This is a genomic window from Brachybacterium sp. UMB0905, from assembly GCF_002871795.1.
Taxonomy (GTDB): domain Bacteria; phylum Actinomycetota; class Actinomycetes; order Actinomycetales; family Dermabacteraceae; genus Brachybacterium.
Window position 1 is genome coordinate 59,529 of record NZ_PNHL01000012.1, and the last position, 24,256, is coordinate 83,784.

The 24,256-nt window shown below is 69.7% G+C and carries 19 protein-coding genes and 1 pseudogene; 15 read left to right on the forward strand and 5 right to left on the reverse strand.

The window, feature by feature from the left end; genetic code table 11:
- Genes CJ197_RS11725 through CJ197_RS11755 form a run of 7 tightly spaced genes read left to right on the forward strand, consistent with a single transcriptional unit; the run spans nt 1 to nt 10,191 of the window.
- The gene (locus CJ197_RS11725; RefSeq protein WP_233190893.1) at nt 1-1,902 is read left to right on the forward strand and encodes an N-acetylneuraminate synthase family protein; all 1,902 of its coding nucleotides are present in this window, start codon (nt 1-3) and stop codon (nt 1,900-1,902) included.
- Nucleotides 1,893-2,996: a glycosyltransferase family 4 protein gene (locus CJ197_RS11730; RefSeq protein ID WP_102236938.1), complete on the forward strand. Its 1,104-nt coding sequence runs from the start codon at nt 1,893-1,895 to the stop codon at nt 2,994-2,996. The genes CJ197_RS11725 and CJ197_RS11730 overlap by 10 nt, the downstream gene beginning before the upstream one ends.
- Nucleotides 2,993-4,213: an ABC transporter permease gene (locus CJ197_RS11735; protein ID WP_146007770.1), complete on the forward strand. Its 1,221-nt coding sequence runs from the start codon at nt 2,993-2,995 to the stop codon at nt 4,211-4,213. The genes CJ197_RS11730 and CJ197_RS11735 overlap by 4 nt, the downstream gene beginning before the upstream one ends.
- A complete protein-coding gene (locus CJ197_RS11740) occupies nt 4,210-6,192 on the forward strand; it encodes a glycosyltransferase (RefSeq protein ID WP_102236940.1) in 1,983 nt (660 codons plus the stop codon). The genes CJ197_RS11735 and CJ197_RS11740 overlap by 4 nt, the downstream gene beginning before the upstream one ends.
- Entirely contained in the window at nt 6,189-8,252 is a 2,064-nt protein-coding gene (locus tag CJ197_RS11745) for a glycosyltransferase (protein WP_102236941.1), read from the forward strand. Before CJ197_RS11740 ends, CJ197_RS11745 begins: the two co-directional genes overlap by 4 nt.
- Nucleotides 8,249-9,103 carry a glycosyltransferase family 2 protein gene (locus CJ197_RS11750; RefSeq protein ID WP_102236942.1) on the forward strand — a complete coding sequence of 285 codons (855 nt, stop codon included), beginning with the start codon at nt 8,249-8,251 and terminating at the stop codon, nt 9,101-9,103. The genes CJ197_RS11745 and CJ197_RS11750 overlap by 4 nt, the downstream gene beginning before the upstream one ends.
- Nucleotides 9,100-10,191, forward strand: coding sequence for a glycosyltransferase family 4 protein (locus tag CJ197_RS11755; protein ID WP_102236943.1), 1,092 nt, complete (start codon nt 9,100-9,102; stop codon nt 10,189-10,191). The genes CJ197_RS11750 and CJ197_RS11755 overlap by 4 nt, the downstream gene beginning before the upstream one ends.
- A 3-nt stretch (nt 10,192-10,194) precedes the next feature.
- On the opposite strand, the gene CJ197_RS11760 is transcribed toward CJ197_RS11755, so the two are convergent.
- Nucleotides 10,195-11,664: a lipopolysaccharide biosynthesis protein gene (locus CJ197_RS11760; protein WP_102236944.1), complete on the reverse strand. Its 1,470-nt coding sequence runs from the start codon at nt 11,662-11,664 to the stop codon at nt 10,195-10,197.
- Nucleotides 11,661-12,749 (reverse strand): polysaccharide pyruvyl transferase family protein, encoded by a 1,089-nt coding sequence (locus CJ197_RS11765; protein ID WP_158239482.1) that lies wholly within the window; start codon nt 12,747-12,749, stop codon nt 11,661-11,663. The genes CJ197_RS11760 and CJ197_RS11765 overlap by 4 nt, the downstream gene beginning before the upstream one ends.
- Before the next feature lie 410 nt (nt 12,750-13,159).
- On the opposite strand from CJ197_RS11765, the gene CJ197_RS11770 reads away from it, so the two are divergent.
- From CJ197_RS11770 to CJ197_RS11790, 5 genes and pseudogenes are all read left to right on the forward strand, one after another.
- Complete coding sequence (locus CJ197_RS11770) at nt 13,160-14,137, forward strand: Coenzyme F420 hydrogenase/dehydrogenase, beta subunit C-terminal domain (protein ID WP_158239483.1); 978 nt, start codon at nt 13,160-13,162, stop codon at nt 14,135-14,137.
- Nucleotides 14,138-14,280: 143 nt separating this feature from the next.
- Nucleotides 14,281-15,532: pseudogene (locus CJ197_RS11775) on the forward strand (IS256 family transposase).
- A 216-nt stretch (nt 15,533-15,748) separates the two neighbouring features.
- A complete protein-coding gene (locus tag CJ197_RS11780; RefSeq protein ID WP_102236946.1) occupies nt 15,749-16,717 on the forward strand; it encodes an acyltransferase in 969 nt (322 codons plus the stop codon).
- 431 nt (nt 16,718-17,148) lie between these two features.
- Nucleotides 17,149-18,708: a sugar transferase gene (locus CJ197_RS11785; protein ID WP_102236947.1), complete on the forward strand. Its 1,560-nt coding sequence runs from the start codon at nt 17,149-17,151 to the stop codon at nt 18,706-18,708.
- A gap of 1 nt (nt 18,709) precedes the next feature.
- A complete protein-coding gene (locus CJ197_RS11790; RefSeq protein WP_102236948.1) occupies nt 18,710-19,225 on the forward strand; it encodes a VanZ family protein in 516 nt (171 codons plus the stop codon).
- On the opposite strand, the gene CJ197_RS11795 is transcribed toward CJ197_RS11790, so the two are convergent.
- Nucleotides 19,110-19,958, reverse strand: a complete 849-nt coding sequence (locus CJ197_RS11795) for a nucleotidyltransferase family protein (RefSeq protein WP_102236949.1) — start codon at nt 19,956-19,958, stop codon at nt 19,110-19,112. The two genes, CJ197_RS11790 and CJ197_RS11795, sit on opposite strands and share 116 nt — an antisense overlap.
- A gap of 55 nt (nt 19,959-20,013) precedes the next feature.
- On the opposite strand from CJ197_RS11795, the gene manA reads away from it, so the two are divergent.
- Genes manA through CJ197_RS11810 form a run of 3 tightly spaced genes read left to right on the forward strand, consistent with a single transcriptional unit; the run spans nt 20,014 to nt 22,617 of the window.
- On the forward strand, nt 20,014-21,213 hold the full coding sequence (gene manA, locus CJ197_RS11800; RefSeq protein WP_102236969.1) for a mannose-6-phosphate isomerase, class I: 1,200 nt from the start codon (nt 20,014-20,016) through the stop codon (nt 21,211-21,213).
- Entirely contained in the window at nt 21,213-21,488 is a 276-nt protein-coding gene (locus tag CJ197_RS11805; protein ID WP_102236950.1) for a PqqD family protein, read from the forward strand. The genes manA and CJ197_RS11805 overlap by 1 nt, the downstream gene beginning before the upstream one ends.
- 4 nt (nt 21,489-21,492) lie before the next feature.
- Nucleotides 21,493-22,617, forward strand: coding sequence for a hypothetical protein (locus CJ197_RS11810; RefSeq protein WP_102236951.1), 1,125 nt, complete (start codon nt 21,493-21,495; stop codon nt 22,615-22,617).
- On the opposite strand, the gene CJ197_RS11815 is transcribed toward CJ197_RS11810, so the two are convergent.
- Complete coding sequence (locus CJ197_RS11815) at nt 22,607-23,137, reverse strand: low molecular weight phosphatase family protein (RefSeq protein ID WP_102236952.1); 531 nt, start codon at nt 23,135-23,137, stop codon at nt 22,607-22,609. The two genes, CJ197_RS11810 and CJ197_RS11815, sit on opposite strands and share 11 nt — an antisense overlap.
- The gene (locus CJ197_RS11820) at nt 23,134-24,192 is read right to left on the reverse strand and encodes a MauE/DoxX family redox-associated membrane protein (protein ID WP_102236953.1); all 1,059 of its coding nucleotides are present in this window, start codon (nt 24,190-24,192) and stop codon (nt 23,134-23,136) included. The genes CJ197_RS11815 and CJ197_RS11820 overlap by 4 nt, the downstream gene beginning before the upstream one ends.
- Between the last annotated feature and the right edge of the window lie 64 nt (nt 24,193-24,256).

Below are 24,256 nucleotides of genomic sequence, written 5' to 3' on the forward strand. Positions count from 1 at the left end.
ATGACGGAGCTGAACATCGACGGCCGGGCCATCGGGCCCGGGCATCCCGCGTACCTGATCGGAGAGATCGGCAACAACCATCAAGGCGACGTGGAGCTCGCCTGCCGCCTGGTGGATGAGTGCGTGGACGCCGGCGTGGATGCGGTGAAATTCCAGCTGCGCAACATGGCGGCGCTCTACCGCTCGAGTGGGGCCGACGGGGAGGACCTGGGCCCGCAGTACACCATGAACCTCCTGGCCAAGTACTCCCTGGCCGCCCCGGACATGCTGCGGGTGCTGGACCACTGCGCCGAGCGCGGAGTGACGGCGCTGGTGACCCCGTGGGATCTGCCCTCGGTGCAGGTGCTCGCCGAGTACGGCCTGCCCGGTTACAAGATCGCTTCGGCGGATCTCACCCACCATGACCTGCTGCGCGCCGTGGCCGCGACCGGTCAGCCGATGCTCGTCTCCACCGGGATGAGCACCGAAGAGGAGATCCGCGAGGCCGTCGCCGTGCTGCAGGAGGCCGGGGCGCAGTACGCGCTGCTGCAGACCCAGTCCACCTACCCCGCCCCGTTCAAGGACGTGAACCTCGCCTACATGCAGCGCCTCGCGGAGCTGGGCGACTGCCCGGTGGGCTACTCCGGGCATGAGCGCGGCTGGCATGTGCCGATCGCCGCCGTGGCCCGTGGCGCGAGCATCATCGAAAAGCACGTCACGGTGGACAAGGAGCTCGAGGGCAACGACCACACCGTCTCCCTGCTGCCCGAGGAGCTCGCCGCGATGGTCACGCAGATCCGCGAGGTCGAGACCGCGATCGGCAGCAGCGCACCCCGGCAGGTCACCACCGGTGAGCTCATGAACCGCGTCAACCTCGCCACCTCGCTGGTCGCCACCCGTGATCTGCCCGCCGGGCACGTGGTCAGCGCCGATGACGTCGAGGTCAAAAGCCCCGGGCGGGGCCTGCAGCCCAACCGCCGAGCCGAGCTGCTGGGCACCAGCCTGCCGCGCGATGTCGCGGCCGGGGACTTCTTCTACCCGGGGGACCTGGCCGGGACCCAGCACGGCATGCGCGAGTACCGCTTCCGTCGGCCCTGGGGGCTGCCCGTGCGGTACCACGACTTCAGGGACCTGCTGGAGGTCTCCCGCCCCGATTTCCTGGAGTTCCACCAGTCCGGGAAGGACATGGAGCTGGACCCCGCCGAGTTCTTCGGCGCCGACGAGCAGCTGGAGCAGTTCTTCACCGTCCACGCCCCGGACCTGTACCCCGGGGACTTCCTCATCGACCTCGCCTCCCCGGAACAGGACATCTGGGAGCGGTCCATCCACGAAGTGCAGCGCGTCATCGACCTCACCCGTCAGCTGCGGCGATGGTTCACGTGCGAGGAGGATCCGATCGTCATCGTCACCATGGGCGGGTTCCTCCCGGACCGGCACGTCACGGCTGAGGAGCGGTGGCCGATGTATGAGCGGGTGCAGGCGGGGCTCGAACGGCTCGATGCCAGCGGAGTGCGGCTGACCGCGCAGACCCTCCCGCCGTTCCCGTGGCTCAAGGGCGGCCAGCAGTTCCACAACCTCTTCATGGAACCGGAGGACACCGCCCGGTTCTGCGAGAGAACCGGGCTGCGCCTCACCTTCGACGTCTCCCACACGCAGCTCGCCGCCACCTTCGCGGGGCGGCCGCTCGCCGACTACATCGAGGCGATGGGTCCCCACACCGAGCACCTGCACGTGGTGGACTCCGTGGGCGTGGACGGCGAAGGCGTCCAGGTGGGTGAGGGTGAGGTGGACTTCGCGGACCTCGCCGAGCGGTTCGACCGCCTGGCCCCGCACGCCCCGTTCATCCCCGAGATCTGGATGGGGCACGTCAACCGCGGCGAAGGCTTCTTCACAGCGCTGGATCGGCTGACGGCATGGTTCTGAGAGGAGAGTCGGCGCCTGAGCGCCTCGCCCTGTGGGTGGTGCCCGTCGCCGACCTCGGCGGCGTGGCCCGTCATGTCATCGACGCGGTGCGCACCGGCATCCCCGGCTGGCGGATCGTGGTGCTCTGCCCCGAAGGGCCGCTAGCCGCCCGGTTGCGCACGATGGGCGCGGCGGTCACCGTCGGTCCTGTGTCTCCGGCCGATGGGGCACGCGCCGCGACCGCGGAGGTCCGACGGGTGCTGCGGGCCCTGCGGCCTGAGGTGCTGCATACGCATTTAGCGTTCGCGGACCTCGTGGGGGTGGCTGCGGTGACCGGGCTGCGTTCGGGGCGGGGCCGGCGTGTGCGCGTGGTCTCCACCGAGCACGGCATCTCCGGGGTGCGCGGCCTCTACCAGGCAGGCGCCATGCAGACCCAGGTGAAGGCTGCGGCGCATCGGGCGCGGATGCTGCGCACCGACGCGGTGATCGCCGTCAGCGACTCCACGGCCCAGCAGATCCGCGCCCAATGGGCCGTGCCCGGGCGGGTGATGCCTCCGGTGACGGTGGTCCGTAATGGCGTGGAGCATCCGGTGGGGGAGCGCGCCGGGGAGCCGGGCCTGCGGTTCCTGTCGCTCGCGCGGCTCGCCCCAGAGAAGCGGATCGACCGGGCGCTTGAGGCGTTCGCGCTGGTGGCAGCTGAGCACCCGGCGGCGCGGCTGACCATCGCGGGGGAGGGCCCCGAGCGCGGCGCGCTGGAGAAGCTCGTGCAGGAGCGCTGCCTGGGGGAGAGCGTGCGGCTGGTGGGGCATGTGGAGGCCGGGCCGGCGCTCGCCGCGCATGACGTGATCGTGCAGCTCTCGGCCTGGGAGAACCTCTCCTACACCCTGCTGGATGCCGTGGCGCATGGCCTCGGCGTGGTCGCCACGGACGTGGGCGGGAACCGGGAGATCGTGCCCGGCCGCTGCCTGGTGGACGGTGAGAACATCGGCGCGATCGCGGATGTGATGATGCGTCAGGGGCTGCAGACGGCAGAACGGCCCGGCCGTGAGCGGCTCACGGGCGTCACGGGGATGTGCGCGCAGATCGCGGCGGTGTATGAGGCGGTGATCCGATGAGCAGCCCGACGCCTTCGACCATCGGCCAACGAATGGCGCAGAGCGCACGGCATACCGCGCGTTCCGTGGGGAGCATCCGCATCCCCGAGGCCATCATGTTCTTCGTGCTGCTGACCGCGAGCGGGCTGACCGGGATCTCGACGGTGGGTCCGATCCCCACTTCCCACCTGCTGCTCTCGCTCATCTGCGTCTACGCGCTGCTGCGCAGACCCACCCGGGACCTCGGACAGTTCGCCGTCGTGATCCCCGTCTTCGCGGCCGCCCTGTTCTACATCGGGATGATCTCGATGTTCGCGACGCCCACGGAGTTCGCCGCCAGCTGGGAGACCCGTCTGCTCCGGCTTCTCATCGTGACGTTCCTGGTGTTCGTCCTGGCCAGCGGACGCATTGATCCACGCTCCGCCACCACGGGTGCCTTCACGGCCCTCGTCGTGAACATCCCGCTGTTCTACGCCGGGTTCGTTTCGAACACCTACGGCGGTGCACTGACCGGACTGATCGGCGACAAGAACGTCGCGGGGCTTGCATACACCGTGGTCGGGCTGCTGATGGTGTGGGTGACCACCCGTCCTTCGACCCGGGCGCTCGTCATCGCCTTCAGCCTCACCGCGGCCTGGCTGACGGAGTCCAGGACGTCGATCGCGGCGCTCGTGGCAGGGCTGGTGTGGATGTTCCTCGCCCCTCGTCTTCCAGTGGCCGGTCGCTGGGTGCTGGGAGTCGTGCTCGCATTCATGGTGGATCTGCTCGCGGAGGACTACTCCCGAATCGGGGTGTTCTCCGACCGGCTGGGCAGCGACCTGCTGAGGAGTCGCATCGACGCGGCCTCGAGGATCCGCGTGGAGGAGTCCGGCTTCTTCGGCCAGGGGCTCGGTGAGGCATACGTCGTGCTCGATGACCGCACCTGGTTCTTCCACAACTCGTACTGGTCGGCACTGGTCGAAGGCGGCTGGCCCTGGACGATTTTCCTCGTCGCGGTGACTGCCCTGCTCATCGTGCGGCCCTTCTCGCGCACCGCGCCGCCGGGCCACTTCGTCACCCAGGGCGCCGGGATCGCCATCCTCGTGTGCGCCACACGCTTGGGAGAGGTGTTCTACACGAACTTCTGGGCGCTCGCTCTCGGCACCAGCCTCTACGTCCTGGCACGACCCCGCGAGCCCAGAGAGCTCCAGCCCCCGTTGTCTCCCGCTGAGGCGGCGCCGGGAGGTGTTCCCCGATGATCGAGGTCTCCGTGGTGATCTGCGCCCTGAACGAGGAGCACCGCATCCGTCGACAGCTCAACGCGCTCGACGCCCAGGTGGAGGCTCCGGCGTTCGAGGTGATCGTCGTGGACAACGGCTCCACCGACCGCACGGCCGAGGTGGTGCGCAGCTGGATCGCCCGGTCACGACGACTGGCGGACGACGCCCGCCTGGTCGACGCCTCCTCGACGCCCGGCATCCCGGCGGCGCGGAACGCGGGAGTGCGTGCGGCATCGGGCCGCGTCATTGCTTTCTGCGATGCCGATGACCAGGTCCAGCCCGGATGGGTGGCTGCGATGGCGCAGGCGGTGGTGGACGGGGTGATCGCCGGTGGTCGCGTGATCGCCTTCGAACCCTCCGGGGAGCTTCGCGGCGACCTCTACGGGCCGGGCCTGACGGCCACCCCGTACCTGCCCTACGTGGGGGCTTCGAACCTCGGGGTCTCGCGCTCCCTCTATCTGAAGCTCGGTGGGATGGATGAGTCTCTGCCGCGGTACGGATTCGAGGACGTCGACTTCTCCTGGCGAGCCCAGGAGGCGGGGTACCACCTCGTCCACGCTCCGGATGCGGTTGTCCACTTCTCCCTCAGCGACACCAGCGCCTCGGTGCGCAAACGCTTCCAGCTGGGCCAGGGCCGGGTGCTCATGGCACGCCGGTTCCCGCGGTACGACTCGACCGAGTACACGCTCCGCTCCACCTCAGCAACGTTGCTGGGGCACGGCGTAGCGCTGCTGCACGGGCTGATCACCACGCGCAGCGTGGACCGCCGCCGCGCGGCCGCAGCGGTCGCCTCTGCCGGGAATCTGGTGGGAGCCCTGAGGTATCGGGGGAAGAACTCCCTGCCCCCACGGCGCATGCTCACCGAGCACGAGGCACCCGTCGACTCCGGCCCCGCCCCGACGATCTCGATCGCCACCAACAACGGTGATGTGGGCGGTGGGGAGGTGATGCTCCTGCATCTGGCACGATCCCTCCGCGAGATCGGGCTCCAGGTGCAAGTCATCGGACCCCGGGAGCCCGCCGGACTGCTCCAGGCCGCCCGGGAGGCGGGTCATAGGACCGTCGAGCTGCCCGCTGCGAGCCGCCCTCGGTACATGCTCGAGCTCGCTCGATTGCGCGCACGGCATCGCAAAGAGCTGCTCTGGTGCAATGGCCTGGTGCCGTCCGTCGCGACCGCGGGAATGGGCCCGCGGATCGTGCATCTGCACATGCTCCCTCGCGGACGCCAGGCGCTCGCCGCCCGGATGGCCGGGCTCGGGGCACGCGCCGTGCTGGTGCCCTCGCAGTTCGTGGCGGATCGCGTTGCCGGAGCGAGAGTCTTCGGCAATTGGACCGCTCAGATCGCCGCGCGGCCGATCCTCAATCCATCGACCGAGAGCGTCCGGGTGGGTTTCCTCGGACGCATCACCGTGGACAAGGGTGTTGAGGTGCTCGCCCGCGCGATCGGCCAGTTGCCCGAGCCGACCCGCGCCGGGATGACGCTCGTGCTCGCCGGGGAGAGCACGTTCGCCCGCGACGGCGAGGAGCAACAGATCGGGGCCGCCCTGCGATCCGCGGGGGTGCGGATCGAGCGACGCGGGTGGATGCGCCCGGAAGATTTCTTCGCCCAGGTCGACCTGGCCGTTTTCCCCTCCGTCACACCGGAGTCCTTCGGGCTCGTCGTCGCCGAGGCAATGGCCGCCGGCACGCCGTTCGTCATCACCGATGCGGGGGCTCTCCGCGAAACAGCCGGGGAGGACCACCCGTGGGTGGCGCGCGCGGGGGATGCGGAGCACCTGGCTGCGGTGATCGGCGAAGCGCTGCGCGACATCCAGTGCGGGGACGGTCCGCGCGCGCGACAGGCCCGCGAGCGCTGGGAGGAGCACTGGTCTCCGGCGGCCGGCCTCGCCCGAACCCGCGAGCAGCTGATCTCCCTGGACAGGCTCGACCCGACACAGAACAGGAGGACCCGCCGATGACCCCCGAGCCGACGGCCAGCATCATCATCCCCTCCTACCGCGGAGCCGACCGGCTCCCGGCCCTGTTCGACTCCCTCGGCGCGCAGGCGCACGGGACTCCGTCCTTCGAGGTCGTCCTGGTGATCGACGGGGTGGACGACGGCTCGGTTGCACTCGCTGAGGCCGAACAGCGCTTCCCGCTGCGGCACGTCCTGCTGCCGCAGAACCTGGGACGCGTGGGGGCGCTGAACGCGGGCTTCGCCGCCGCAAGAGGGGACATCCTCATCCGCTGCGATGACGATCTCGTCGTCCCGCCCGGCTTCGTCGCCGCGCATGTCGCTGCCCATCGGGCCGCGCCCGGTCCCGTCGGCGTGATCGGCGTGACCTGGGATGTCCATGAACCAGGCCCGTATGCGAACGCCTACGGCAGCGACGCCGCGCGGCGCTCCTTTGAGCACGCCCGCAGCCTCGGGGCGGGGGAGCGGTGGCGGCTCTGGGCCGCGAACTGCTCGATCACCCGCGCCACCTGGGAGCACATCGGCCCCTACGACACCGCCTACCGCGCCTACGGCTGGGAGGACGTGGACTACGGCTGGCGACTGCGCGCCGCCGGGATCCCGCTGGTCATCGCGCACGAAGCGACCGCCCCGCATCACGGCCCCGCTCGGTCCGCGGCGGCTCGGGCCCGCAAGGCCTTCGAGGCCGGGGCCGCCCGCGCCACGTTCCAGCGCCTGCACCCTGAGGCTCCGCTCGAACCGTCGAGCCCAGGCGCGGGCTTGTGGGGCCGTGCCGTGGGTGCAGTCGCTGGACGGCTGCGCTGCGTTGCGGACGTGGACCGGGCCGGGGGAGCGGTGGACCGTATGCTCCCGCTGGTTCCCTCCGCCGTAGGGCGCAAGCTCGTGGCGGCCCTTGTGGAGGGAGCCGGGTACGCCGGCAGCACGCGCGCCCATCGACCCCGCATCGCGATCGCCCACGACTACCTCACCCAGCGCGGCGGCGCCGAACGCGTCGTCCTCTCCCTGGTGAAGGCGTTCCCGGACGCCGAGCTGCACACCCTGTTCTACGAGCCAGGCCAGACGTACCCCGAGTTCCGGGACGTGCGTATCCGCACCAGCGTGCTGAACCGCATCGGCCCGCTGCGCCGGGACCCGCGCCTCGCCCTGCCGCTGCTGGCCCCCATCGCGTCCCGGATGCGGATCGACGCGGACGTGGTGATCGCCTCCTCCTCCGGCTGGGCCCACGCCTTTCCCACCCGCGGGCGCAGACTCATCTACTGCCACTCCCCGGCACGCTGGCTCTACCTGCCGGGCGACTACCTGGGTGACGCCGGCCCTCTCGACCCGAAGCGCCTGGCCCTTACCGCCCTCGCCCCGGCCCTGAAGCGCTGGGACCGCCGCGCCGCCTCTGCGGCCGATCAGTACTGGGGTAACTCCTCCGTGGTGGTGGAGCGCATCCGCGACGTGTACGGCATCGAGGCGGAGCCCCTGTTCCCGCCGTTCAGCCCCGACGTGGCCGCGGGGACGCAGGAGCCGATCCCCGAGCTCGCCGGCTGGGCCGGCCCGGACGGCACCGAGGGCGGGCACTACCTGGTGGTCTCCCGCCTGCAGCCCTACAAGAACGTGGACCAGGTCATCGCAGCCTTCGACCAGCTTCCCGCCGAGCGCCTGTTGGTGATCGGCCGCGGCCCCGAGAAGGAGCGCCTGCTCGCTGGGGCGGGAGCGAACGTGCGCCTTGTGGAAGGATTGTCCGATGCCCAGATGCGCTGGGCCTACGCCAGCGCCACCGCCCTCATCGCCGCCAGTCACGAAGACTTCGGACTCACCCCGCTCGAGGCCGGCGCCCACGGCGTGCCGACGATCGCGCTGCGCGCCGGCGGATACCTGGACACGGTGACAGAAGGAGTGAACGGCCTGTTCTTCGAGGAAGGGACGCCGGAGGCGATCTGCGAGGCAGTCAGCCACTTCGACCCGGATGCCTATGACGCCGAGAATATCCGTCAGCGGATGGACGGCCGCTTCGGCGAGGGACGGTTCATTCACCGGCTCGAAGAGGCAACACTCAGCGAGGAGGCACGATCATGACCCGCTCTCCGTCTCTGTCGATCGGGGTCGTGGTGACCGTCCATAACCGTTCCGATTATCTCGCGAATGCCATCGGCTCCCTCATGGCCCAGTCTCGACTCCCTGAGCGCATCATCATCGTGGACGACGGCTCGACCGACCCCTCGGTGGACGGAGTCTTGGAATCGCTGGCAGCACTGGAGACCGTGCAGATCGAGAGGATCGAGAACCGAGGGCTTGCCGGGGCACGCAACCTGGGCCGCTCCGGACTGGACAGCGATCTGCTGCTGTTCCTCGATGACGACGATGAGATCTGTCCCGCCTATCTGGAGCGAACCGCCGAGCGGATGGAGGATGACCCCACCATCGCGGTCGCATACACGCAGGCGGAGTTTTTCGGCGATCTCGAAGGCGCATGGGACCTGCCTCCATACGATCCTGTCGACATCATCTGGCAGAACATGGTCTACAGCGCGGCCCTCATTCGGGCGCAGGTGTTCGACCAGGTGGGAGGCTATGACGAGTCCTTGTGGCGGGGCCGGGAGGACCATGACCTATGGATCCGCATCACGGCTGCCGGCCACGGGTTCTCCCGGGTCGAAGAGTCGCTGTTCCGCTATCGCCAGACAGGCACCTCCATGAACCATTCGATCGGCGGCGACCTAGCGGAGATGGGTCGCACCTACGGGACGATCATGCGCAACAGCCCTGATCACTTCCTCCGCAACGCAGATCATCTCTGGGAGCAGATCCATGCGCTCCGCGCGGAGAACCGGCGCTACCGCCGTCTCTACGGCCGTCTGGACGAGAACCTGCGCCGATTGCGTGCAGTCGCCGCCCGACGGTCACCACGACTCAGGAGGCAACGATGACCGGCACAAGCTCCCTGCTGGTCCTCTCGGAGTTCGACGCTGTCACCTGGACTCGCCGCTGGCGAGCCGGGGAGATTCCCTCCGTCCTGCCCTACGGGATGGAGGACCTGCATCGGACGGGCTGGGAGCTACGGATACCGCAGCAGCACCGGCCGCGTGGACGGTTGCGCCGCAAGCTCCTTGACGCGACCACGCATCGGCTGGGGCATCCCTGGTGGCAGGCCGTCGACCACCTGTCCTCCGCTCGCGCCTCCGCTGCCGTTATGGGTGTGCTCGAACCGCATGCGGTGATGGCGGCACGTCTGCGCAGGCTCGGCATCACCGGCTACGCTGACCTGCCGCTGATGGCGCTGACCTGTTGGGCCGGCCAGACGCTCCGAGACGGTAACGCTGCACAGCGTGAGCGGGTGCGTGACCAGCTGGGCCCTCTGGACCGCCTGTTCGTACTGAGCCGCAACCAGGTGCAGATCTTCCACGATCACGGATTCCGGGCAGGGCAGGTGATCCCCGTTCCCTACGGCATCGACCACCGTTTCTACACTCCTGCCCCCGGGGTGGAGCGGGACATCGATGTGCTGGCCGTCGGCCAGGATGGTGGACGCGACTACGGCACGCTACTGGACGCCGTGCGCGGGCTGCCCTTGCAGCTGGTTGTTGTGGCGAAGCCGGAGAACCTCGCGGGCTTGGACATCCCGTCGAACGTCGAATTCCTCGGTAGGGTCAGTCACCACGAGTACCGGCATCTGCTGCGACGAGCTCGGCTTGCGGCCGTGCCCACCCATGATCTCGCCTACCCCACCGGACAGAGCGTGGCCCTGGAGAGCGCAGCGGCCGGAACCCCGCTCGTCGTCACGTCCACCGCGGCGATGCGTGAGTACTTCACCGATGGCCGCGAAGCCGTCATGCCCGCCCCCGGAGCCGTCGCCGCTTGGCGGGATGGGCTCATGGATCTGCTCCACGACGACGGCTCCCGCACAGCGTTGGCCGTCTCAGCACGGGAACGGGTTCACGCTGGGTTCACGACCGCTCACCTGTGGTCTGCTGTGGATGCTGAGCTGAGTACCCTGGTGAGCCGAGAAGCGGTCTGAGGCTCAGCCTCGGGCCAGCAGGACCGCCTCCTGCACCAGCCGGTAGTCGCGGCGCACGGCCGGGAGCACGGCGGCCAGCGCAGCGACGGCCAGTTGGGTGAGCACTCCCAGCAACACCGCAGCGGCATCTCCCCAGGGCTGGGTCAGCACCACGACCAGCGCGGTGGTCCCGCTCGCGAGTAGCGCCACGGCGAAGATGCGGTAGGAGGTCACCAGCATCGGCCCGGTGGGAACGCCGGTGACCCGACCGGACCAGATGAGGGAGACGGGCCAGAGGATGAACGGCGCGACGGCCACCGCGACGGCTGCTCCCAGCGGACCGAGAGACAGCATGCCGATGGTCAGCAGGCTGAGGCGAACAACTGCGGAGAAGACGGTGTACTTCATGAGAGAAGCGGTCCTCTCCCGGACCATGTACAGCCACCCGCCTGTCATCGCCAGGGTGTTCAGCCCCTCGCCGACCGCTATGAGATGGAGATAGGGGACCACCCCCTCCCAGCCAGGGCCCAGCACCAGTGCGACCAGGGGGGCCGCCGCCGCGCTGATTCCACCGGCCAGCAGCGTGATCGGGTACCCCAGGAGGAGCTGGCCGCGCTCGGCGAACCGCGCCAGCATCCGGGAGTCGGACTGCTGCCGGGACAGTGCCGCGAATGCCACCTGCCCTACGGGGGTGCGGATCTGATTCAGCGGCATGCGCACCACCTGGATCGCGCGGTTGTACAGCCCCACGACCCCCGGCCCGTGCAGCGCACCGATCAGAGCCGTGTCGCTGTTGCCGGCCAGGTACTGCGCGACCTGCGTACCCAGCAGCGGCATGCCGAAGCGGAAGAAATGGGAGACGGAGACGCTGCGGTCGTAACGACGCGGTCGCCAACCGCTCAATATGGCGGTGGCGATCGCCGCCAGGAGGGCGCCTGTCAGGTTTTGGACGATCAGCGCCCACGGCCCCCAGCCGGCGAGCGCGGCACAAATCGCGACCATCAGAGCGATGAGGCCCGTTGAGACGTTCACCAGGGAGAGCGCGCCGAAGCGGAGCTCGCGTTGCAGGGATGCGCGATGTTGTGAGGCCATTCCCGCTAGCAAGAAGGAGGCGCTCATAGTCAGGAGCAGCGCGGTGAGCTGCGGTTCGCCGAAGAACCAGGCCAGAACCGGGGAGAGGAGGGCCATAAGGGTGGTGAGCACCGCACCGATTCCTGCAGCGCACCACCAGAGGTTGGAGCGCTCGGTATCGGAGAGCGTCTTGGCCTGGATCGCAGCCGAGCTCAGTCCGGCGTCGCGAAAGACCTCGCCCACGCCCACCATGACCATGACGATCGCGACGAGCCCGTAGTCCCGTGGATCGAGCAGGCGTGCGAGCACCGTGAGGGACGTCAGCTGGATGACCAGCTGCATCCCCTGACCGCTCAAGGTGGAAAGGCCCCCGCGCGCACTTGCTCGGCCCAGCTCCCGAGGGGAGAGCCTCTCCTCGCTCATGCGATGCGCCGCAGCGCCTGGACCGCGTCCTCGACGGCCGCTTCCGCCGTGTCGAGCACATTGCGGACATCGGCCTCAAGATCGGCATCGACGTGCTCGAGCACGGCGCGGGCGTGATTGTCGGCGGTGCGCAGATCCACGGTGCGCCGCCAGCCGAGCGGATCGAAGAGAGGAGCGAACTTCCGCGAGTATGCCATCGGGATGCAGGGCGTGCCCACGGAGAGGGCGTTGAGAGAGGCGTGCATCCGGGCACCGATCACCAGTCGTGCGGAGGCGGTGGTGGCCCGCACCTCCGTCACGGACTCTGGGCGCACGATTTCGAGGGGTTCCGGCAGCTCCTCGTTCAGCGCGGCACTGGCGTAGGAGTCGTTGTCGAGGTTGCCCGTGCCCAGCACGTGGTCGAAGAGAGTGATCGTCCGGCCACGGCTCAGCAGCCCCTCGACAATCTCACGGACGCTGCGACGGTAAGCCTGGTGATCGATATGTGGGTTCGGCTCCCACAAGAGTCCGGAAACGTTCAGGAGCACGTCGTGCACCTCGGAACGGGCCGGGCGAGGGAGCGCGAAGGCGACATCGGTGGTCAGCACCGGCTCGCGCCGCGCCAGATCCCGAACCGTATCGATGCTCCCCTCGTCCCGCGTCAGCACGAGTGAGCTGCCCCGCAACGTCCGTGACGCGATGATTTGCGAGCGACGTTTCGAGAACGGTCCGATCGTCTGCGGCCCCATCACGACGGGGACCCCCAGACGCATTGCATACAGCGGTGCCGCTGACATTCGCACCAGAGTCTTGAGGGTGTAGATGTCGGTGAAGCTGTCTCCAGCCCGGGTGTCGATGATGAGGTCGAATCCTCGCAGCCACGGCTTCAGGCCCTTCCGGCCGAGGACCGCCTCCTTGAGGATCGACCGCGGGATCGTCAGCGGCATCGGCCCGTCATTGCCGCCGGTCCCAGGGCCGCCGGTCCCGTGGAACCGCACGTCGCATCCTGGCCATGCGCGTTCTGCGAGAGCGCGCGTGCCCTCCGCGAGGGTGCGGACACCGATGTTCGGATTGGACGAGTTCGTCCAGAGGACGAGGACGCGCATGGATTCTCCTGTGCGATCACGACGCGGGCAGCTGATGGGGCACCGTTCAAAGACACCTGTCCTGACTCTAGTGACGTGCGCCCCTGGCGCAGAACCGAGGGTACGCAAACCCACCGCTCTAAGCTGTGAACATGCCAGGACGAATGCCCTCATGCCGGGACGTGACGGTGGCCGCGGCCGCAGAGCGCGTGGTCCGCACCGAGCGCTGCACGGGCTGCGGTGCCTGTGCTCTGCTGGATCCGGGGCTGAGCATGGAGCTGGTCCACGGTCACATGCGGCCGGTGCGCACGGACCAAGCGTCCTCGAACGATGTCGCCCGGTTCCGTCGAGTCTGCCCGGGCGTCGTCGTGAAATCGCCGTTCGCCCGGTCTGCGCCTCACCGTCACCCCGTCCTCGGCCCATGGGTAGCGATGTGGCGGGCGCATGCCACCGATCCCGAGCTCCGCCGCCGGGGATCCAGCGGGGGCGTGCTCTCGGCCCTGGCGGCATGGAACGCGGACACCACTGGCGGGACGGGGCATGCCGTGGCGGGCTGTCCCGTGCAACCGCGCCGGACCGTACCGGTCACGATCACGTCGAAGCAGGAGGCGCTCGCGGCTGCATCGAGTCGGTACGCCCCCGTGGCCGCGGCGCGAGATGTGCGCGAGATGCGCGCGGCGGATGTAGTCACCGGCAAGCCCTGCGAGGTCGCCGCGATGCGTGCGATGAATGATTCGGAAAGCCCGCTGATGCTGAGCTTCTTCTGCGCCGGATCGCCGTCGCAGGATGCGACCGACGACCTGATCCGTGATCTGGGCGGGGAGCCGGAGGCGCTGCGGAGGCTCTGGTACCGCGGGGACGGCTGGCCAGGGCGTTTCACTGCGCAGATGGAGGACGGCGCGGAGGTCTCCACCACCTACGCGCAGTCCTGGGGGCGTGCGCTCGGCCCATCGGTCTCCTGGCGGTGCCGGTGCTGCGGGGACGGCATGGGCGAGTCCGCCGACCTGGTGGCCGGAGACCTGTGGGAGACGGATGACCGGGGCTATCCGTCCTTCGCGGAGCAGGAGGGGGTCAGCGTGCTGGTCGCCCGCACCCAGCGCGGGCATGCCGCAGCTCTCGCCGCCGAGCGAGACGGCGCGATCCACCTCGAACCCGTCACTGTCGATGAGGTGCTCGCCGCACAACCTGCGCAGGTGGCACGACGGAAGCTTTTGTGGGGCCGCCTCCTGCCGACGCTGCTCATGGGGCTGCCTGTGACCCGTTACAAAGGGTTCGACCACGTGGTGCAGGCCCTGCGTCGGCCGCGGGCCGTGCGGGACGAAGTGCTCGGCGCCGCCGCACGGCTGCGCCGCCGAGGATACGACTGGGCTGGCGGGCGAATCCGGCCCGTGCTGGCCCGGCTCCGCTGACCGATTCGCGCGCACCAATGCAGTTGAGTCCCTGATAGTGGTGTAGCGCGGTGGCCCCGTCGTGATTGTTCCGGACATGGGCGTGGCCACCGTGTGATCCTTCGAGTGAACCTTCCACAGCACTCTCGAACCGAGTCATCACGATGACCGCACCCGATATTGTCGACCCTCGCGGCCTGCTGGGTGAAGCCCTAGCGGAAGCGTCTGCGGATGTGATGCGCAAGCCTGCTCCAGGACGTGATCAACGCCTTGCTGTCCGCTGACGCTGACGCCGTTGCCGGCGTGGGGTATGGCCAGCCCAGTTTCGACCGGGTCGTGCAGCGCAATGGCTACCGTCACCGCCCTTTGGATACCCGGGTGGGCACGATCGATGTCGCGATCCCCAAACTCCGCACCGGCACCTACTTCCCCGAATGGCTCCTCGAACGTCGCAAGCGCGCCGAGTCAGCTCTGATCACGGTCGTCGCGGACTGCTATCTCGCCGGCGTCTCCACCCGCCGCATGGATAAGTTGGTCAAGACCCTCGGCATCGACTCGCTTTCGAAGTCGCAGGTCAGCAGGATGGCGGAGTCGTTGGACGAGCACGTCGACCAGTTCCGCCATCGCCCCCTGAATGAGGCTGGTCCGTTCACGTTCGTGGCCGCCGACGCACTGACGATGAAGGTCCGTGAGGGTGGCCGCGTGATCAACGCCGTCGTCCTGCTCGCGACCGGCGTGAACGGTGACGGGCACCGGGAAGTCCTCGGGATGCGCATCGCGACCTCCGAGACCGGTGCCGCGTGGAACGGCTTCTTCGCCGATCTCGTTGCCCGCGGCCTGGCCGGAGTCCGCCTGGTCACCTCGGATGCTCATGCCGGGCTCGTGGAGGCGATCGCGGCGCACCTGCCCGGCGCATCCTGGCAGTGGTGCCGCGCCCACTACGCCGCGAACCTGATGGCCGTGACCCCCAAGAGCATGTGGCCGGCCGTGAAAGCGATGCTGCACAGCGTCTATGACCAGCCCGATGCTGCCGCGGTCGACGCGCAGTTCGATCGGTTGCTGGACTACGTGGGTGAGAAGCTCCCTGCCGTGGCCGAGCACCTCGATGCCGCCCGCGCCGACCTGCTCGCGTTCACGGCGTTCCCCAAGAACGTGTGGGTCCAGATCTGGTCGAACAATCCCACCGAGCGGCTGGACAAGGAGATCCGTCGCCGCACGGACTCCGTCGGCATCTTCCCAACCCGAGATGCGATCATCCGCCTAGTCGGCGCGGTCCTGGCCGAACAGACCGACGAATGGGCCGAAGGACGCCGCTACCTCGGACTCGACGTCTTGACCCGCTGCCGTCTCAACGTCGTCCCCGATACCGACGATCAGGAGGTGACCACCAACTCCCTACCCGCCCTGACGGCCTAACCCCTCCAACCGAAGGACCGCTACACCACTTCCAAGGACTTGACCGGATGTCCACGGTCCCAGAGCAGGCCACGGCTGGCCGATCAGCCGCTGTGCTGGCTGGCATCACCGTCACCTCGCTGGGAACTTCGTCTCGGATCAACTACTTTCGACAAGATACCCCGCAGTATGGGCCACTGTGACCCGCCTGCCTGACTCTCCGCCGCAAGGAGTGCCATGAGACACCGCTGGATGGACCTGGTCCGCGGGACGGCGATCCTGTTCCTCCTGCTTTCCCACGCCAGCACCATTCCGGGCATCACCGCTGCCATCGCCACCCCTGAAGCGGTGCACCTGCTGAACGCGTTCCTGTCACCCTTCCGCATGCCCGTGCTCATGGTCCTCTCCGGCGCCCTGCTCGCCCGGTCGCTCGGCAGGCCACTGGGCACCTACATCTGGGGCAAGGCACGCGTTCTTGTGTGGTCCTACCTGGTGTGGGCGATCGTGATCTTCGCGGTGCTAGGCCGGCTCTCGGAGCTGCTGCGACCGTGGGAGTGGGTCCAGACCCTCTACCTGTGGTACCTCGCGTTCCTGTTCGTCTACTACCTCATCGCGCTTCTCGTGCCCCGCATCGGCGCGATGCCTGTGCTGCTCACGGCAGTGGGGATGGCGGCGGTTGCCGGTGCTGCGCAGCGCGGCTTCATCACCAGCTTCTTCTTCTACATGACGCTGTTCTTCCTGGGGCACCTGCTGGCCCCACGGCTCGCATCGCTCAGCCGACACCGGGTCCTGCTGCTCGGCGTCGTGCTCATCGCGTTCGCCGTCACGGCGCAGCTGCTGCAGATGGGGCTGCACCTCGACGACGGTGTGCTGTGGCGACCGGTGCGAGTGATCCCCGCGGCGGTCGGCACCTCGGCGCTTGCGCAGGGACTGCTGCCGACGGGATGTCCGGTCCCCCGCGCCCTGGCTCCGGTGGAGTGGGTGGGGCGCAGCTCGCTGGTCTTCTATGTCTCCCACTACCCGGTCATGGCCCTGCTCGCGCAGGCCGTGAGTCGCAGCGGGATCGCGCTGGACGGAATGGGCATCGTGGTCGTCGGGTTCTCGCTGGCGCTCATCGGTGGAGGCGTCCTCGTGCTCCTGCGGCGGCGGGTTTCCCCGGTGGATCTGCTGTTCGAGCTCCCGCGGCGGGGGAGAGCAGTCCGCTGACCCTCGGAATCTGACGCCACGCGCCATCACCGTCGTGGTCCCCACCACACGCCTTGAAGTGATGGGTGGCACATGCTGTGCGTGCCGGAAAGTTGTCCTTGCTGACGACCGTCAGATCTCGACGGCATGGAAAGGCCCCCGGCCAGCGTTGACCCATAAGGGTGAGGATGTAAAGACACCTGACTGAAAACCTTTTTCCCAGCGTGTGGGCAGTTGTTGTGACCTTTCGGGCTGTCGGCAGGGCTTGACAACACCTGCGCAGAAAATGAACCGTATGTGGTGACCTGCCGGTCACTGGGGGTGGTCGGAGGGTCGCAGCAGGTCTGTGACAGCCCTCGGCTGAGGGGTGGAACACCACACCGGTGCGCGCTATGCAGTGCGTGCCCACGGCACGCTGCGCAGGCCCTGAAGCCGGTGGAAAGAGGTGGAGCATGGTGACGCAGCTGGAGCGCTCCGCGCCCTCGCGCTCTGACTCCACCGCGCCTGGCCCAGTCCCGTCGGCCACCACGCCCGGCCGTGCCCCGTCGGCCCCGAGCACCGCGTCCGCCACCGCGGCGTCGCGTGCCCGCGCCCTCCTGCAGCGCCACAGCGAACGCCGCATCTCCTGGCTGCTGGCCGGCGCGGACGGTGTGGCCCTCGCGCTCGCCGTGGCCCTCGCGATCATCCTGCGCCAGAGCCTGTTCCCCGCCGCCGGGGATCTCACCGGTTACGTGGCCGATGCCGCTCTGCCGATGGCAGCCGGCTGGCTGCTGGCGATCATCCTGTTCAACGGGTACGACGTCCGCCTGATCCCCTCCGGCCCGGACCTGTACCGCAACCTCCTGCACGCCTCCCTGGCCGCCGCCGGGATCGTCGGCGCAGTGGTGTATCTCGCGGACATCCCGCTGTCCCGCACCTTCTTCACGCTGCTGTTCCTCATCGGCCCCGTGCTTCTGCTGGGCGTGCGCGTGCTGGCCCGTCGGATCCTCAACCGCCTGCGCGCCCGCGGGCACCTGGGCACCCAGGTGCTGGCCGTCGGCTCCCTCGAGCACATCGACCAGATCGCCCGCACCCTCCACCGCGAACGCTGGCTGGGCTACAGCGTGATCGGCGCACTCACCCCCACCGGACAGGACCGCAGCTCCCGCACGGGCATTCCCGTGCTCGGCGCCCGCGAGGACCTGCTGGAAGTGGTGCGGCGTGAACGCCCCGGCGTCCTACTGTTCGCCGCCGGCGCCGGCACCGGCCCCGAGGAGTTCCGGCGCACCGCCTGGCAGCTCGAACGCGAAGACGTGCGCGTGATCGTGGTGCCCGCCCTGTCCGAGATCGCTGCCGACCGCGTGCAGATGCGGCCCGTGGCCGGACTGCCGCTGGTGCATATGGACCTGCCGCGCGCCCGCGAGGCGCTGCGCTGGACCAAGCGCGCCTTCGACATCATCGCCGCTGGGGCGGGTCTGCTGCTGCTCGCCCCGCTGATGGGGCTGATTGCCCTGCGCATCCGGCTGCACGACGGCGGGCCCGTGATCTTTCGGCAGGACCGCGTGGGTCGCGACGGCCAGCATTTTGAGTTCCTCAAGTTCCGCTCCATGGTCACCGACGCGGAGGCCGTGCGCGTGGAGAAGCTGGAGCGGGCCGTCCAGGACCGGGGCAACGCCGTGATGTTCAAGATGCGCGAGGACCCACGTATCACCAAACCTGGCCGCTTTCTGCGCAAATACTCGCTGGACGAGCTGCCGCAGCTGTGGAACGTGCTGCGCGGGGACATGAGCCTGGTGGGGCCCCGGCCGGCCTTGCCGCAGGAGGTCGCCGAGTACGACGAGATGGCGTGGCGCCGGCTGAGCGTGCGCCCCGGCATCACCGGGCTGTGGCAGGTCTCCGGTCGCAGCGACCTCTCCTGGGAGGACACCGTGCGGCTGGACCTCTACTACGTGGACAACTGGTCGTTCCTGCGAGACCTGCAGATCCTTTTGCGCACCGTCAGGGCGGTGCTCGCCGCGGCGGGAGCGTACTGACGTGAGCCTCCGGCTCCTTCGACTCGCCGCGATCGCCGTGCTCGCGCTTTACGTCCTGGCCGCCGCTGCACTGCTGCTGACCTCGGATGGTTGGGGGGTCAACCGCGCCAACGTGCAGGTCTGGTTCTGGACCACCGGGCTGCTGGGCATGCGTCACCTTGTCACCCCGGAGCAGTTCGCGGTGGTGGCGAACGTGCTGCTGTTCATCCCGGCCTTCGCCGCGCTCGCGGTGCTGCGCCCCACCTGGTGGTGGGTGGCCGTTGGCGCCGCCTCCTCCGCCGCGGTGGAGTCCTATCAGCTATCGCTCGGCACCCGGCACGCCGATGTGTGGGACATCGTCATGAACACCCTGGGAGCTGCCCTGGGCGTCGCCGCCGGGCTCGGTCTGCGCCGCCTGCTGCTCAGCGGCGACGCAGGAGATCCTTCGCCAGCCGACCCCACCGCGACCACCACTCCCGTCGCAGCTCGCGTCGGCTCGGCGCATGGCCCAGCCGGAGGGAGAGATGGTCGTGATTGACGTGCATCGCCTGGGCCAGCACCCGGCCTCGACCCAGCACGCCGCGAGAATCCCGCAGTCGTGCCCTCCACACCGCCGTCGGATCCGCGTCAGCATCGAGCGCGCGCCACAGGTGCTCGTCCGGGCCGCCCGTGACCAGGCCTTCCTGGCCGGTGACCAGGCCCAGCGGGACCTCGGCGCCCAGGTCATGGGCCAGTGCGACGATGTCCTGGCGGCCTGCGTCATCCAGCGCGCCCCACGCCGCCTCGACGTCTCGGGCGGACTTCCCGGCGGACTCGCGGGCGGCGTGCACCAGAAGCAGCAGCCGCTGGTGCAGCAGCGCCGGGACGGCGCAGTCGATCCCGCCCAGGTCTGTCACCTCGTGATCGGACCACAGACGTTCGAAGGAGTGCGCGGGATCTCGGTGCATCCCGGGGAACCAGCGGTGCACGTCCACGGTGCCCCACAGCTGGTGATGGAACGCAGCGGCATGCCCGAACACGCTGCCGTGCGGGAACGTGGTGATCTGCTCCCAGCCGGCGGCCTCCAGGACGCGCGTGAATGCGGCGACGTCCGCGGGCGCCACCAGCACGTCGCAGTCCGTGGACCCGGGGCGTCCCGCGGAAAGCACCGGATGCAGGGCCTCGCCCTTGATATGGAGGATGCGAGCCCCGGCGGTCCGCGCATGGTGCTCCAGGCAGCCGTGCGCCAATCGCAGGCGCACTGCGGTGGGGACCTGCAGGGTGGTGCTCATACCGAGGAGTGTAGGCATGTGCGGCTCGCATCCGCGCCGCGGGAAGGAGCGGGTCATGTGGCAGATCGATAGTCGCATTCAGCACTACGCCTGGGGGTCCCGCACCGCGATCCCGCAGATGCTCGGTGCCACGGCCGACGGCCGCCCGTGGGCTGAAGCCTGGTACGGAGCGCATCCCGCCGCGCCGTCGACCGTTCCGGACGGCCGCACGCTCGACGAGGTCATCGCGCAGGACCCTCAGGGGCGTCTGGGCGAGGTGACCGCTCGCGCCTTCGACGAGCGCCTGCCGTACCTGCTGAAGATCATCGCGCCCGAGCAGCCGCTGTCCCTGCAGGTCCATCCCAGCCGTGAGCACGCCGTGGAATCCTTCGCCGCGGAGAGGGCAGCCGGACTGCCCCTGGACTCCCCGCTGCGCAACTACCGCGATGACAACCACAAGCCGGAGATGCTGGTGGCGCTGACGGACTTCACGGCGCTGTGCGGATTCCGCACCCCGCGCCGCGCCGCCAGCATGCTGCAGGGACTGGGCACGGAGCTCACCGACCGCCTGCACCGCCTGCTGCTGGAGAGCCCCAACGCCCATGGCATGCGCGCCGCCTTCCGCGCCCTGATCACCGGGCCGGTGCGGCCCGACCCGGCTGTTGTCACCGAGGTGGTGGCCGCCTGCCGCGAGCGCCTCGAGCAGGGACGCTCGCCCTCGCCGCGGATCGACCGAATCGTCTCCTTCCTGGCCGAGCATCACCCAGGGGACCCCGGGGTGGTCGCAGCGCTGCTGCTGAACCCCGTGTCCCTCCAGCCTGGGGAGGCGCTGTTCGTCCCCGACGGCACCCTGCACGCCTACCTGCGCGGAACGGGGCTCGAGATCATGGCCTCCTCCGACAACGTGCTGCGCGCTGGGCTCACGCGCAAGAAGGTGGACGCTGAGGAGATGCTGCAGTGCGTGAGCGTGGCCGCCGCCCCGCCGATGCGCGTGGCGCCCGAGCATCAGAACGAGACCACGGACGCCTTCTACGCCCCGGTGGACGACTTCGAGCTCTCTCTGACCACCCTCGAGGGTCCCGCCGCCGACGGGAGCCTCCACCGCGTGCCGGGCAGCGGCCCCCGCATCGTGCTGGGGCTGGAGGGCGTGCTCACCGTCGAGGCAGGCGGCGCCGAGCATGAACTGGGCCCCGGGCAGGCCGTGTTCGTCGGCGCCGACGAAGGACCGTTGCGGGCCCGCGGGCACGGGCGGCTCGCCCAGGCGAGTGTGCCGTGATGCGCTACCGCCTGAAGGACCTGGTCCATGACGAACACGAGGACGGCACGATGTGGGTGGGTGCCCTGCCCCACGGGCCCATCGTGCAGGTCACCGGCGCCGGGCTGCTGGTGATGGACGCGATGCTCGCCGCCGAGGGCGAGCCCCGAGACGCGGCGGAGATCACCGCCTTCCTGCGCACGATGTACGAGGATCTGCCGGTCGAGGCGGAGGGAATGATCGCCGAGTTCCTGCGCGAGCTCGAACAGCTCGGCGTGGTGGAGCAGGAGCACTGAGCGGATGATGACCCCACCGGAGACCACGCCGGGCACGACCGGATCAGACCTGCACCTGCAGCTGGACGGCGCCCTCCTGCACCTGCACCTGGGCGAGGGGCTCGAAGAGCTCGCCGGGACGCTGGCGCACCTCTGGGAGCACGTGGTGGTGCCCGCCGGGGAACGCGAGCCGGACATCGTCCTGGACCTCGTGGCGCCGGGAGAGCAGCGGAAGGGCGCGGTCATCGTGCCCCCGTCCGGGGCTGCCACGGCGTATGTGGTCTCCGGCCTGATCACCCGTAAGCTCATCGCGCGCCGAGCGGGCACCCGTCTCATGCTGCACGCCGGCACGATCCAGCATCCGGACCTGGGCGTCGTGACGCTGATCGGGCCCTCCGGGGCCGGGAAGTCCACCGCCACCCGCACCCTCGCCGCCGCAGGGCGGTACCTGAGCGACGAGCTGACCATCCTGGACCCGTCGGACCTCCGCATCACCGGGTACCCCAAGCCCGTCTCCCTCGGGACGGGGCCCGGGCGGGACAAAGGCGACCTCGCCCTGCCGGACCTGGGCCTGATCCCGGCCCACGCCGCCCCGGCCCCGGACATCATGGTGGTCCTGCGCCGGGAGCAGGACTGCAATGGCTCGGGGGCGGTGCGCCGGCTCCCGCTGGGGGAGGCGCTCGCCGCCGTGGTGCCGCAGACATCCTCGCTGTGGGAGCTGCCGGACGGGCTTGGGATCCTCACCGGGCTGCTGACCAGGACCGGCGGCGCCGTCGAGGTGCGTTACACCGAATCCGCGCAGCTCGCCGAGCTGCTGTCCGAGCTGCCGCCTGCGCTTCACTCCCCGCACGCCCCGCTGCCCGCCCCGCAGGCGGCGATGGCACCCGGCCCAGGACTCCTCCAGGCCGCCCCGACCGCGCAGGCCCTCGCCGTGGAAGGTGGGGTGTTCGCGCTGGATCAGCGCAGAGCGGTGCACCTGCCGGGTTTGTCGGGGCTGGTGTGGGAGATCCTGCGCACCGACGGCCCGCTCACCCTCGCGGACACGATCCAGACGGTGGTCGCCGAGCTGGGGGAGGACCCGGCGAGTGGGGACATCGTCACCCGGGTGCTTGAGGGCCTCGTGGCCTCCCGCTGGGTGATCAGGGGCTGAGAAGCCCCGCGAGCGCATCGATCTGCGTGTCGATGAGGCGGGCGGCGTGCGCCGCCGCCTCGGGACCCCGCCGGTAGGGGTCGGGGATGTCCGCGCCGCGCGGCGCCGGGATCCGGGACCAAGCGGCCACGTGCTCTCGCAGCGGACGCTCCGGGGACTCCTGGGCGAGCCGCACCAGCTGCGGCAGGCTGCCCAGCAGCCCGATGCGCCGCACCGCGTGCGGGAACTCGTCGAGCAGGTGCATGCGCTGACGCTGGGACATGGTGAGCACAAGGTCAGCGTCCAGATCCGGGGCGGTGACGGTGGCTGCGCGGAAGCCCTCGGCATCGCCGCCGCGCTCGCCGAGCTCCGCGGCCATCAGCGCCTCCATCGGCTGCCCGTCCAACGCCGCGATGCCGCGGCTCGCGGTGCGGACGCCGGGGAGGCGGGCGGCCAGCAGACGTTCGGCGAAGGGGGAGCGGCACACGTTCCCGGTGCAGACGAACAGGACGGACAGCGGTGCGGGGGAGTGGGTGCTCACGGCAGCTCACCGGCTTCCCGGGCCTGCTCCAGCTGCACACGGATCTCCTCGACGAACTCGATCACGGCAGTCCCGCCCACCACCGGACCGCCGGCGAGCATCCCGTCGGCCCCCAGCAGCACGGCCGATGGGGCGCCACGCGCGTCGAGCGCGGTCCGGGTCGTGAACTCGTGGTCGTGCAGCACTGCGTCCCCCACCCGCTGCGCGGTGCGTTCGCGCAGGGACTCCTTCGGGCGGGAGAACACGAAGCGCACCTGCAGGTGGGGGGAGAGGTCCTCGATCCACTCCGCGGCATGGTCCAGCACGCGTTCGCAGGGCCCGCAGCCTTCGGTCGCGAACACCAGCAGCGCCGCGCGCTGGATCGTGAGGCGGTCCAGGGACATGAGGGACCCGTCCGGGCACTGCAGGATCGCGGCGGGGATCGGGGTGCGCTCGTAGTCCAGCAGGCCGTCCTCGCCCGGCTCCTCGTCGGTGACGACGCCGGGCTGGCCGATCGGCGCCCCCGGTGCATCGGGCCCGGAGTCAGCTGCTGCGGAGCCCTTGAGGCCGCCCAGGGTCAGCACCGTGAGCAGCACGGTCAGCAGCAGCACGGCCGCGATGATCACCAGATACAGCGGAGCCTGCGCCACGGTCATGGTGAGCACTCCGCTGACCGCGGCGACGAGGGTGAGCACCGCGAGGAGGGTGAGGAGGATGTTCCGGCCCAGCGTGGAGCGGGTGACGGTGGGGGAGGCGAGGGTGCCGAAGCAGGAACAGTCCACCTGTTCATCGAAGGTCAGGGCCCGCGCGATGATCCCCAGATACGCCAGGAACAGCAGCAGAATCAGCACCGCCACCACGACCTGCAGCGCCTGCAGCGGCACCCACAGCAGCAGCGCGAGCACGATCTCCGCCGCCGGCAGCGTCGAGGCCACCAGGCCATGCAGGGACCGCAGCGGCAGCCGCAGCGAGGTCATCGCATCACGCGTCCCCGCGCGCTCGCCGAGCTTCGCCACCCCGGAGACCAACAGCGTCAGCGTGACCAGCAGCGGCGCGGCCAGCAACAGCGTCGACATCACGGCACCTTCCCGCGAGCCCGCACCTCAGGCCCGCAGGCTCCATTCTCTCGCGAGAGCGCCC